Origin of the sequence: Pseudomonas sp. HB05 (assembly GCF_016756915.1) — a bacterium.
GTDB lineage: Bacteria > Pseudomonadota > Gammaproteobacteria > Pseudomonadales > Pseudomonadaceae > Aquipseudomonas > Aquipseudomonas alvandae.
Genome location: NZ_JAESPG010000006.1, coordinates 251,521 through 263,281 on the forward strand (window position 1 = coordinate 251,521; position 11,761 = coordinate 263,281).

The following is an 11,761-nucleotide window of genomic DNA, read 5'->3' on the forward strand; positions in this document are numbered from 1 at the left end:
ACAACGCTTAAAAAAGCTGAAACAAAACATTAATTTCCTTTAAAAACAGCCAGATAGCACCAAGCCACTGGCTTGGCACGACTCATGCTCTACACTCCTCGAGACGAACGCCTGTTACGCCAACACAACAGGAGCTGCCAGGCATTCGACGCACTCAGGGCCGGTGAACCGGCCAAATACAAAAAAAACAATGTCGAGGAAACATCGATGCGCATCGTTCCCCATCTCCTGGGCGCAGCCATTGCTGCCGCTCTGATCAGCACTCCGGTCTTCGCAGCCGAACTGACCGGCACGTTGAAAAAGATCAAAGAGTCCGGCGTCATCACGCTCGGTCACCGCGACGCCTCCATTCCGTTTTCCTACATCGCGGACGCTTCCGGCAAGCCGGTCGGCTACTCCCATGACATCCAGCTGAAAGTCGTCGAAGCCCTGAAGAAAGAGCTCGACGTACCGAACCTGCAGGTCAAGTACAACCTGGTCACCTCGCAAACCCGTATCCCGCTGGTGCAGAACGGCACCGTGGACCTGGAGTGCGGCTCCACCACCAACAACGTCGAGCGCCAGCAGCAAGTCGCCTTCTCCGTTGGCATCTTCGAGATCGGCACCAAGCTGCTGTCCAAGAAAGATTCCAAGTACAAGGATTTCGACGACCTCAAGGGCAAGAACGTCGTGACCACCGCCGGCACCACGTCCGAGCGCTTGCTCAAGGCGATGAACGCCGACAAGCAAATGGGCATGAACGTCATCTCGGCCAAAGACCACGGCGAGTCCTTCCAGATGCTGGAATCGGGCCGGGCCGTCGCGTTCATGATGGACGACGCCCTGCTCGCTGGCGAAGCCGCCAAGGCCAAGAAGGCCGATGACTGGGCCGTTACCGGTACTCCACAGTCCTACGAAATCTACGGCTGCATGGTGCGCAAGGGCGACGAGCCGTTCAAAAAGGCTGTCGATGACGCCATCAAGGCCACCTACGCCTCGGGCGAGATCAACAAGATCTACGAAAAATGGTTCATGCAACCTATCCCGCCAAAAGGCCTGAACCTCAACTTCCCGATGAGCGAAGAACTCAAGAAGCTGATCGCCAACCCGACCGACAAAGCGGCTGACGAAAAGAAATCCTGATTTCTGACTAACCTTATCTCCTGAAGGGGCCCGGCCCTTTCAGGGGATGGTCATTCCCTGCTGGCAAATCTGGAAACACTCGAACCGGTGGCTGTCGAGCCGATCGCGTGTGCCTGGCCCTCCAAGCCGGGCGGGAACGGAGTTTCCCCAGGCGGGCATTTGTATATCGAACGATCTGAGGGGAGACCCTAATGAATTACAACTGGGACTGGGGCGTGTTCTTCAAGTCCACCGGCGTGGGCAGCGAGACTTATCTCGACTGGTACGTGGCCGGCCTGGGCTGGACCATCGCCATCGCCGTCGTCGCCTGGATCATCGCCCTTCTGCTGGGTTCGATCCTGGGTGTGATGCGCACCGTGCCGAACCGGCTGGTGTCGGGTATCGCCACTTGCTACGTGGAGCTTTTCCGTAACGTGCCGCTGCTGGTTCAGCTGTTCATCTGGTACTTCCTGGTACCGGACCTGCTGCCCGCCGATATGCAGGAGTGGTACAAACAGGACCTGAACCCGACCACCTCGGCCTACCTGAGCGTTGTCGTCTGCCTGGGCCTGTTCACCGCCGCACGGGTCTGCGAACAGGTACGCACCGGTATCCAGGCGCTGCCACGCGGCCAGGAATCCGCTGCCCGTGCCATGGGCTTCAAGCTGCCGCAGATCTATTGGAACGTGCTGCTGCCCCAGGCCTACCGGATCATCATTCCGCCGCTTACCTCCGAGTTCCTCAACGTCTTCAAGAACTCCTCCGTGGCCTCGCTGATCGGCCTGATGGAGCTGCTCGCGCAGACCAAGCAGACCGCCGAGTTCTCGGCCAACCTGTTCGAAGCCTTTACCCTGGCGACGCTGATCTACTTCACCCTGAACATGAGCCTGATGCTGCTCATGCGCATGGTCGAGAAGAAAGTCGCGGTGCCCGGCCTGATCTCCGTGGGGGGTAAATAATGGAATTCGACTTCACAGGCATCATCCCGGCCATTCCCGGCTTGTGGAACGGCATGGTGATGACCCTCAAGCTGATGGCCCTGGGCGTCGTCGGCGGGATCATCCTGGGGACGATCCTGGCGCTGATGCGCCTGTCCCACAACAAGCTGATCTCCAACATCGCTGGCGCCTACGTCAACTACTTCCGCTCGATCCCGTTGCTGCTGGTCATCACCTGGTTCTACCTGGCGGTGCCGTTCGTGCTGCGCTGGATCACCGGCGAGGACACTCCCATCGGCGCGTTCGGCTCCTGCGTCGTGGCGTTCATGATGTTCGAGGCGGCGTACTTCTGTGAAATTGTCCGGGCCGGCGTGCAGTCGATCCCCAAGGGCCAGATGGGCGCGGCACAGGCATTGGGCATGAATTATGGCCAGGTCATGCGCCTGATCATCCTGCCCCAGGCGTTTCGCAAGATGACCCCGCTGTTGCTGCAACAAAGCATCATCCTGTTTCAGGACACCTCGCTGGTCTACACGGTCGGCCTGGTGGACTTCCTCAATGCTTCGCGGGCCAATGGCGACATCATCGGCCGCTCCAATGAGTTCCTGATCATCGCAGGTCTCGTGTACTTCACAATCAGCTTTGCCGCCTCGCTGCTGGTCAAGCGTCTGCAAAAAAGGTTCGCCGTATGATCTCTATCAAGAACATCAACAAGTGGTATGGGGACTTCCAGGTACTGACCAATTGCAGCACCGAGGTCAGCAAAGGCGAGGTTGTGGTGGTGTGCGGGCCGTCGGGTTCGGGCAAGTCCACGCTGATCAAGTGCGTAAACGCCCTGGAACCGTTCCAGAAAGGCGACATCGTGGTCGATGGCACGTCGATCGCCGACCCGAAGACCAACCTGCCGAAACTGCGTTCACGCGTGGGCATGGTGTTCCAGCATTTCGAACTGTTCCCGCACCTGACCATCACCGAGAACCTGACCATCGCGCAGATCAAGGTGCTGGGCCGCAGCAAGGAAGAAGCCACCAAGAAAGGCCTGCAATTGCTTGAACGCGTCGGCTTGTCCGCCCACGCCCACAAGCACCCGGGCCAGCTCTCCGGCGGCCAGCAGCAGCGCGTGGCGATTGCCCGGGCGCTGGCGATGGACCCGGTGGTGATGCTGTTCGACGAACCGACCTCGGCCCTCGACCCGGAAATGGTCAACGAAGTGCTCGATGTGATGGTGCAATTGGCCCACGAAGGCATGACCATGATGTGCGTGACCCACGAAATGGGCTTCGCCCGCAAAGTGGCGAACCGGGTGATTTTCATGGATCAGGGCCAGATCATCGAAGACTGCCCTAAAGAAGAGTTCTTCGGCGACATCAGTGCCCGCTCCGAACGTGCGCAGCATTTCCTCGAGAAGATCCTGCAGCACTAAAAACACCGCCTCCTACTGTGGGAGCGGGCTTGCTCGCGAAGAGGGCAGCACATTCAACATCAATGTGGCTGATACACCGCCTTCGCGAGCAAGCCCGCACCCACGGCGGGCTCGGAGTTGGCTTGTCGATTTGTGTTGTGGTTGACCCAAGGCTTCTGTGATGAAATGCGACCCCACCCTTTATCGCGCCGCGCCGCCATCACTCGCCGTGAAACCCCGTCTGATCCGCCATCTGTTCCTGCCGCCGTTGATCATCGCCCTGATGGTCGGCCTGGGCTACCTCGGCTTCTGGATCAGCGAGCGCTACGGCATTCGCGGCCTGGCCGAGAATGGCGAACGCCAGTTGGAGCTGCATGCCCGCGCAGTCGAGAGCGAGATCAGCAAGTACACCTACCTGCCCAGCCTGCTGGAGCTTGAATCGAGTGTCTCGCAACTGCTCGACGACCCGACGCCTGAGCATCGCAAGACCGTCAACGAATACCTCGAAGGCCTCAACCGGCGCAGCCGCAGCCGGGCCATCTACGTGATGGACACCACCGGCCGGGTCATGGCCACCAGCAACTGGCGCGATGTCGACAGTTACCTGGGTGAAGACCTGTCCTTCCGTGCCTATTTCCAGAACGCCGTGCGTGGCCAGCCAGGGCGTTTCTATGGCATCGGCAGCACCAATGGCGAACCGGGTTACTACCTGGCCCATGGCCTGGAGGAACAAGGCAAGATCATCGGCGTGGCTGTGGTCAAGGTTCGCCTCGAAGCCATGGAAGAACGCTGGCAGCGAGCACGCCTGGAAGCCTTCGTCAGCGACGAAAACGGCATCATCATCCTGTCCAGCGACCCGGCGCGACGGCTCAAGTCGGTGCGTCCTCTGAGCGACGAAACCAAGGAACGCCTGGCTCGCAGCCTACAATATTACTGGTTCCCGCTGAACGAGCTGATTCCCCTGGCACGAGAACACCTCACCGAAGGGATGGAGAAACTGACCTTCCCCGCCAACACCGAGATCAAGGCCGACCAGCAGGCCACCAGCTATCTCTCGCAAACCCGGCCGTTGAGCGACACACCGTGGAACTTCACCCTGCTGACCCCACTCGACGACCTGCGCCGCCAAGCGATCAACCAAGGCATCCTGGTGGCCGTTGCCTTTGCCCTGGTGGCCTTTTTGTTGATCGCCTGGAACGAGCGGCGCAAAGTCATCGCCACCCGCCTCGCCGCCCGCGAGGCGCTGCAAGAGGCGAACAACCAGCTCGAACGTCGGATTACCGAACGCACCACCGACCTGCGGGCCAGCAATGAACGGCTCAAGGGTCAGATCCGTGAACGACGGCAGGCCGAAGAGACGTTGCGCCGGGCCCAGGACGAGTTGGTACAGGCCGGGAAACTGGCGGCCATCGGCCAGATGTCCACCAGCATCGCCCATGAACTCAACCAGCCGTTGGCCGCCCTGCGCACCTTGTCAGGCAACACCGTGCGCTTCCTGGAGCGCGGCCAGCTGGACGTTGCCAGCGCCAACCTCAAGACCATCAATGAATTGATCGACCGCATGGGCCGCATCACCGCCAGCCTGCGCGCCTTTGCCCGGCGCGGCGATGACAAGGGCCGCGCGAGCCTGGGCAAGGCTGTCGAAGCCGCGCTGCAACTGCTGGGCGGACGCCTGGAAAACCGGGCGATCCAGATACATTCCGGTTTCGATGACGTCCAGGTGCAAATCGACCAGACGCGCCTGGAACAGATCCTGGTGAACCTGATCGGCAACGCCCTGGACGCCATGCAAGCCCAGCCCGAGCCGACGCTATGGCTCGAAGGCAAGACCAGCGACGGCAAATATCGCCTGCGGGTACGGGACAATGGCCATGGCATCGACCCGGAGGCCCGCAAGCATCTTTTCGAACCGTTTTTCACCACCAAACCCGGCGAACAAGGCCTGGGGCTGGGCCTGACGCTTTCGGCGAGCCTGTGCGCCGCCGCGGGCGGACACCTGGGCGTCGAGCATCCGGATGGCGGTGGAACCACGTTCATCCTCAGTTTGCCGTTGGTAAGCCTTCCTCCTGCCGAGCCGCTATGAACAATGACCTGAGCGTACTGATCGTCGAGGACGATCCCCATGTCCTGCTGGGCTGCCAGCAGGCCTTGAGCCTGGAAGACATTCCGTGCATCGGCGTGGGCAGTGCCGAAGAGGCGCTGGAACAAGTCGGCGATGATTTCGCCGGTATCGTCATCAGCGACATCCGCTTGCCGGGCATCGATGGCCTGGAATTGCTCACCCGCCTCAAGGCGCGGGACAGTCGCCTGCCGGTGGTGTTGATCACCGGTCACGGCGACATTTCCATGGCCGTCGACGCCATGCAGAAAGGCGCCTATGACTTCATGGAGAAACCGTTCTCTCCCGAACGCCTGGTGGATGTCGCCCGTCGAGCCCTTGAACAGCGCGGCCTGGCCCGGGAAGTCTCATCGTTGCGCCGGCAGTTGGCCGAACGCGATTCCCTCGAAGGCCGGATCATCGGTCGCTCGCCGGCCATGCAACACCTGCGGGCGTTGATTGCCAATGTTGCCGACACCTCGGCCAATGTGCTGATCGAAGGCGAAACCGGTACCGGCAAGGAACTGGTCGCCCGCTGCCTGCATGACTTCAGCCGGCGCCACGACAAACAGTTCGTCGCGCTGAACTGCGGCGGGCTGCCGGAAAACCTGTTCGAAAGCGAGATCTTCGGCCACGAGGCCAACGCCTTCACCGGCGCCGGCAAGCGTCGGATCGGCAAGATCGAACACGCCGACGGCGGCACGCTGTTTCTCGATGAAGTGGAAAGCATGCCCCTGCCCCTGCAGATCAAGCTACTGCGTGTTTTGCAGGAACGCACCCTCGAGCGCCTGGGTTCGAACCAGAGCGTGGCCGTGGATTGCCGGGTGATCGCTGCCACCAAGTCCGACCTCGACGAAATGGGCCGGGCCGGACAGTTCCGCAGCGACCTGTATTACCGTCTCAACGTCGTGACGCTGGAGCTGCCGCCCCTGCGCGAGCGACGCGAGGACATCCTGCAGTTGTTCGAACATTTCCTGCGCCAATCATCCCTGCGCTTCGACCGTACCGTGCCGGAGCTGGACAACCAGACCCTGTCGAACCTGATGAGCCACGATTGGCCGGGCAACGTGCGCGAACTGCGCAACGTCGCCGAACGCTACGCCCTCGGCCTGCCGGCCTTCAAGAAATCAGGTGCCAGCAGTGGCACCCAGGGCCTGGCTTTCGCCGAAGCGGTGGAGGCCTTCGAACGCAACCTGCTGATGGACGCATTGCAACGCAGCGGTGGCAACCTGACCCAGGCCAGCCAGGAATTGGGCATGGCCAAGACCACGCTGTTCGACAAAGTCAAAAAATATGGCCTGAGCCATTAATCAACCGGACGGTAACCAGTGGATCTGATTTTCAAAGCGGCGCTAGGTGCAGCCGTGGTGGTCATCCTGGCAATGCTGGCCAAGACCAGGAATTACTACATTGCCGGGCTGGTGCCCCTGTTCCCGACCTTTGCGCTGATCGCCCATTACATCGTCGGCAAGGGCCGTTCGGTCGATGACCTGAAGACCACGATCGTGTTCGGCATGTGGTCGATCATTCCGTACTTCGTCTATCTCGCGACGCTGTACGTGATGGTCGACCGGATGCGCCTCGAAGCCTCATTGGCCGTCGCTGCCGTGGCCTGGCTGATGGCGGCGACGGTGCTGGTCAGCGTCTGGGTGCGGCTTCACGGCTGATCCTTGTGATTAATAACCGACGGTAAACCGTGTCCGCGAAAACTGCGGTGTCTCGACCTCATCGATCATCGCAATGGAATAGTCGGCAAAGCTGATCCAACTGCGCCCGGTATTATCGAACAGCAGGTGGTCCTTGCCGACGCGGAACTCGCCGGTGCGTTCGGTTTCGACGAACTCCGCCGAGGGTGAAAGAAACGTCCAGTCCAGGTCCTGTTCGTTGCGCAGCACATCCAGGAACAAGGCACCGGCCGTGGCTTCGGCCAGGTATTCCTCAGGGAAGCCATCGCTGTCGATCACACGGCTGTTATCCGGCAGCAGCAACGAACCGGCACCGCCGACCACCAGCAGGCGCTTGACCCCGGCGGCCTTCACAGGAGCGATGATTTTGTCGGCCGGCACGGTGGCAAAGTGCGCGGCGCTGATGACCACGTCATGGTCGGCGACAGCGGCGATCAATGCCTCACTGTCCAGTACGTCCAATTGCTTGCTGACCACGCCGGCCCGTTCGCCGATCTTTGCGGTGTTGCGAGCGATGGCCGTCACGCTGTGACCACGGCGCAGGGCCTCTTCCAACAGTTGGCTGCCAGCGCGGCCGGTGGCGCCGATGATTGCGATTTTGCTCATGTGATTCTCCAGTGAATTAGCGATATCAGAAATACAAGCTCTTGTGGCGAGGGGATTTATCCCCGCTGGGTTGCGAAGCAACCCCCTGCGTCCGGCCTGATAAATCGCAGCGATTGATGGATCAGGGGACCGCTGCGCAGTCCAGCGGGGCGGTGCGACGTTTCGCTAAATCCCCTCGCCACAAAAGTGTTCAGATCAAAGTTCGGCTGTCACCACTTCATCTCGCCCTTCGCCACCTTGGCGCTGAGCTCCAGGGAACTGTCTTCCCCCAGGTCCGGATAGCGTAGTTTCATGGCGGCGATCAACGCGGCGGAATCCTTGGCCTTGGCGGTTTCTTCGTCGAAGGCCTTGATGTAACCGGCGGTAAAGCGCACCGGAGCCAGGGAGCGGGCACTTTCGCCCAGGTAATGGCCGGGAATCACAGTGGCCGGTTGCAGCTTTTCAATGCTGTCCAGCGTCGCCAACCAATCCTTGTGGGACTTGGGCGTCTGGGTATCAGCCATCCAGACATGAATGTTCTCCGCCACCACCACGCCGCCGACCACGGTCTTGATCGATGGAATCCACACGAAGCTGCGGTCTGGCTGCGGACCCTCGAGGCCGACGATCTGCAAGCGCTTGCCTTCCAGCGTCAGGCTGTCGCCCTTGAGCACTTGGGGCACGAACGTCTTGGACGGCGCATCGCTCTTCAGGATCGGCCCCCAATATTTCAACTTGCCGTCGGCAGTGGCCTTGATGTGCTCGACGGTCGGCGCGGATGCGAAGACTTTGGCTTCAGGGAAAGCGGCCACCAGGGTTTCCAGGCCGAAATAGTAGTCGGGGTCGCCGTGGCTGATATAGATCGTGGTCAACCGCTTGCCACTGGCGCGGATTTTTTCGACGAGCTGTTCGGCTTGGGATTTGCCGAACTGCGCGTCCACAAGGATCGCCTCCTTTTCACCGCTGACCAATACCGATGTCACTGGGAAGATTGCCGCCGCGCCGGGGTTATAGACATCCAGCGTCAAGTCGGCGGCCCAGGCCTGGGCCGTGAAGACCAGCGCCGCGGTCGCCAGCAACAAGTGTTTGATGGGGGTGAAACCGGTCATGAGGTGCTCCGTTGTGCAAAGGCCCGCAAGGGAATGAACGGAGCTTAGTTGCCAAACTCATTACAAAAAATGCGATGCTGGAACATAGTTTGTTTCTGAAATCGGGCAAATCATGGATCGTCTACAAGCAATGCGGGTGTTCGTCACCGTGGTGGACCTGGGTAGCCAATCCGCGGCGGCCGAGCATCTGGACCTGTCGCGGCCGGTGGTGTCGCGTTACCTGGCGGAGCTGGAGGATTGGGTCGGCGCCCGATTGATGCACCGCACCACCCGCAAGCTGAGCCTGACGGCCGCTGGGACGGAGATCCTGCCGCGCTGCCGACAGATGCTGGAGCTGTCCGGCGACATGCAAGCGGCCGTCAGCACGCCGGAAGACGCGCCACGGGGCATGCTGCGCATCAGCGCCAGCCCCTCGTTCGGTCAGTCGCAATTGGCGAGCGCGATTGCCGAATACGTCCAGCGCTACCCAGGCGTGAGCGTTGACCTGCAAATGCTCGACCGCACCGTCAACCTGGTGGACGAACGCATCGACCTGGCGATCCGCATGAGCAACGACCTCGACCCGAACCTGATTGCCCGGCGCCTCACGGTTTGCCGCTCAGTCATCTGCGCCGCCCCGCGCTATCTGCGGGAACACTCGACACCGCAGCGAGTGGAAGACCTGGGCCGGCACAACTGCCTGACCCATTCGTACGTCGGCAAGAGCCTGTGGCATTTCGAGCAGGACGGCGAACAGGTCTCGGTGCCGGTGCAAGGCAACATCAGCGCCAACGAAGCCAGCACCTTGCTCCAGGCCACGATAGCCGGCGCGGGCGTGGCGATGCTGCCGAGCTACCAGGCCGGTCCTCATATCCAGAGCGGCGAACTGGTACGCCTGCTCGCCCACGCCGAACCGCGCCGGATGAACATGTATGCGGTGTATGCGTCGCGCAAGCACATGCCGGCGGCGCTGCGCAGCTTGCTGGATTTCCTGGTGCTCAGGTTTCCCGAGACGCCGGAGTGGGATGTGGGGTTGTAGCTACCTCTGCGGGAACCTTTGTGGGAGCGAGCTTGCTCGCGATAGCGGTGTATCAGTCAATAAAAGGGTGGCTGACACTCAGCCATCGCGAGCAAGCTCGCTCCCACAGGGGATCTCTGTACAGCCTCAAGGCTGCGCCGGGATTTCACCAATAGCCCGCCCCAAGGCATACTTGCCACCCTCCGCACTCCAGAACCCAAAACCGCCCCATGCGTATCCACGTCAGCTTCATCGACCGCGTCGGCATCACCCAGGAAGTCCTGGCCTTGCTCGGTGGGCGCAATCTCAATCTGGATGCGGTGGAGATGGTGCCGCCCAACGTCTACATCGACGCCCCGACCCTCAGCCCGCAGGTGCTCGACGAGTTGCGCGAGGCACTGTTCAGTGTGCGCGGCGTAGAGTCGGTCACCGTGGTGGACATCCTGCCGGGCCAGCGTCGGCACTTGCAGCTCGATGCCTTGCTCGCGGCGATGACCGACCCGGTGCTGGCCCTCGACAGCGCCGGCAAGGTGCTGTTGGCCAACCCGGCGCTGATCGCCCTGTACGGACGCGAACCGGCCGGGCAAAGCGTGGCCGAGCTGTTCGGCGACGCCGCGCTGCTGGACGCCTTGCTGGAAAACGGCTTTCGCTTGCCGCTGCGGGAAATCACCCTCAACGGCCAGACCTTGTTGTTGGACGCCACCCCCATCACCGATGCCGGCGCGCTGTTGACGCTCTACCAGCCGAACCGCATCGGTGAACGCCTGTCGGCGCTGCATCACGATCACGCCGAAGGCTTTGACGCATTGCTGGGCGAATCCCCGGCGATCCGCACCCTCAAGGCGCGGGCACAACGGGTCGCGGCGCTGGACGCGCCGCTGCTGATCCAGGGCGAAACCGGCACCGGCAAGGAACTGGTGGCCCGGGCTTGCCACGCCATCAGCGCCCGCCACGGCGCACCGTTCCTGGCCCTGAACTGCGCCGCGCTGCCGGAAAACCTGGCCGAAAGCGAACTGTTTGGCTACGCCCCCGGTGCCTTCACCGGAGCCCAACGCGGTGGCAAGCCGGGGCTGATGGAACTGGCGAACCAGGGCACGGTGTTCCTCGATGAAATCGGCGAGATGTCGCCGTATCTGCAAGCCAAGCTGCTGCGCTTCTTGAACGATGGCAGCTTCCGCCGGGTCGGTGGCGACCGAGAGATCAAGGTCAACGTGCGGATTCTCAGCGCCACCCACCGCAACCTGGAGAAGATGGTCAGCGAAGGCTCGTTCCGCGAAGACTTGTTCTATCGCCTGAACGTGCTCAACGTCGAAGTCCCACCGCTGCGTGAACGTGGCCAGGACATCCTGCTACTGGCGCGTTATTTCATGCAGCAGGCCTGCGCGCAGATCCAGCGCCCGGTCTGCCGCCTCGCCCCCGGCACTTACCCGGCGTTGCTGGGCAACCGCTGGCCGGGCAACGTACGGCAATTGCAGAACGTGATCTTCCGCGCCGCCGCCATCTGCGAAAGCAGCCTGGTGGACATCGGCGACCTGGACATCGCCGGCACCTCCGTGGCGCGCCAGGGCGATGTGGAAGTCGAAAGCCTGGAACAGGCCGTGGAAAGCTTCGAGAAGCACCTGCTCGAAAGCCTCTACGTCAACTACCCCTCCACCCGCCAGCTCGCCAGCCGCCTGCAAACCTCTCATACGGCGATTGCCCATCGGTTGCGCAAGTACGGGATCTCCAACAAGCCCTAGTTTTACTCGGTCCATGTGGGAGCGGGGGGGGGGGGGGGGGGGGGGGGGGGGGGGGGGGGGGCGGGGCGGGGGGGGGCGGGGGGGCGCGGCGGGGGCCCCCCCACCAC

The 11,761-nt window shown here is 61.8% G+C and carries 11 protein-coding genes; 9 read left to right on the forward strand and 2 right to left on the reverse strand.

Annotated elements, in window-relative coordinates:
* Window positions 1-207 precede the first annotated feature (207 nt).
* The 7 genes from JMN22_RS09275 to JMN22_RS09305 all read left to right on the forward strand — a co-directional run bounded on the left by JMN22_RS09275 (window position 208) and on the right by JMN22_RS09305 (window position 7,206).
* Complete coding sequence (locus JMN22_RS09275; RefSeq protein ID WP_030140771.1) at window positions 208-1,122, forward strand: glutamate/aspartate ABC transporter substrate-binding protein; 915 nt, start codon at window positions 208-210, stop codon at window positions 1,120-1,122.
* A 191-nt stretch (window positions 1,123-1,313) separates the two neighbouring features.
* Window positions 1,314-2,060, forward strand: coding sequence for an amino acid ABC transporter permease (locus JMN22_RS09280; RefSeq protein ID WP_018614191.1), 747 nt, complete (start codon window positions 1,314-1,316; stop codon window positions 2,058-2,060).
* Window positions 2,060-2,731, forward strand: coding sequence for an amino acid ABC transporter permease (locus JMN22_RS09285; protein WP_030140772.1), 672 nt, complete (start codon window positions 2,060-2,062; stop codon window positions 2,729-2,731). The genes JMN22_RS09280 and JMN22_RS09285 overlap by 1 nt, the downstream gene beginning before the upstream one ends.
* The gene (locus tag JMN22_RS09290; protein WP_018614195.1) at window positions 2,728-3,462 is read left to right on the forward strand and encodes an amino acid ABC transporter ATP-binding protein; all 735 of its coding nucleotides are present in this window, start codon (window positions 2,728-2,730) and stop codon (window positions 3,460-3,462) included. Before JMN22_RS09285 ends, JMN22_RS09290 begins: the two co-directional genes overlap by 4 nt.
* Window positions 3,463-3,622: 160 nt before the next feature.
* On the forward strand, window positions 3,623-5,524 hold the full coding sequence (locus tag JMN22_RS09295; protein WP_030140773.1) for a sensor histidine kinase: 1,902 nt from the start codon (window positions 3,623-3,625) through the stop codon (window positions 5,522-5,524).
* Window positions 5,521-6,849, forward strand: a complete 1,329-nt coding sequence (locus JMN22_RS09300) for a sigma-54-dependent transcriptional regulator (protein WP_198798041.1) — start codon at window positions 5,521-5,523, stop codon at window positions 6,847-6,849. The genes JMN22_RS09295 and JMN22_RS09300 overlap by 4 nt, the downstream gene beginning before the upstream one ends.
* Window positions 6,850-6,876: 27 nt before the next feature.
* The gene (locus JMN22_RS09305; RefSeq protein WP_187293334.1) at window positions 6,877-7,206 is read left to right on the forward strand and encodes a GlpM family protein; all 330 of its coding nucleotides are present in this window, start codon (window positions 6,877-6,879) and stop codon (window positions 7,204-7,206) included.
* 9 nt (window positions 7,207-7,215) lie between these two features.
* Here the strand turns inward: JMN22_RS09305 and JMN22_RS09310 are convergent, their stop codons facing one another.
* Window positions 7,216-7,830 carry an NAD(P)-dependent oxidoreductase gene (locus JMN22_RS09310; RefSeq protein ID WP_030140776.1) on the reverse strand — a complete coding sequence of 205 codons (615 nt, stop codon included), beginning with the start codon at window positions 7,828-7,830 and terminating at the stop codon, window positions 7,216-7,218.
* A gap of 209 nt (window positions 7,831-8,039) precedes the next feature.
* Window positions 8,040-8,918, reverse strand: coding sequence for an MBL fold metallo-hydrolase (locus tag JMN22_RS09315; RefSeq protein ID WP_030140777.1), 879 nt, complete (start codon window positions 8,916-8,918; stop codon window positions 8,040-8,042).
* Between the two features lie 112 nt (window positions 8,919-9,030).
* On the opposite strand from JMN22_RS09315, the gene JMN22_RS09320 reads away from it, so the two are divergent.
* Both JMN22_RS09320 and JMN22_RS09325 read left to right on the forward strand, forming a co-directional pair.
* Complete coding sequence (locus JMN22_RS09320; protein WP_198798042.1) at window positions 9,031-9,936, forward strand: LysR family transcriptional regulator; 906 nt, start codon at window positions 9,031-9,033, stop codon at window positions 9,934-9,936.
* Window positions 9,937-10,145: 209 nt separating this feature from the next.
* Window positions 10,146-11,654, forward strand: coding sequence for a sigma-54-dependent transcriptional regulator (locus tag JMN22_RS09325; protein ID WP_198798043.1), 1,509 nt, complete (start codon window positions 10,146-10,148; stop codon window positions 11,652-11,654).
* The last annotated feature ends 107 nt before the right edge of the window (window positions 11,655-11,761 follow it).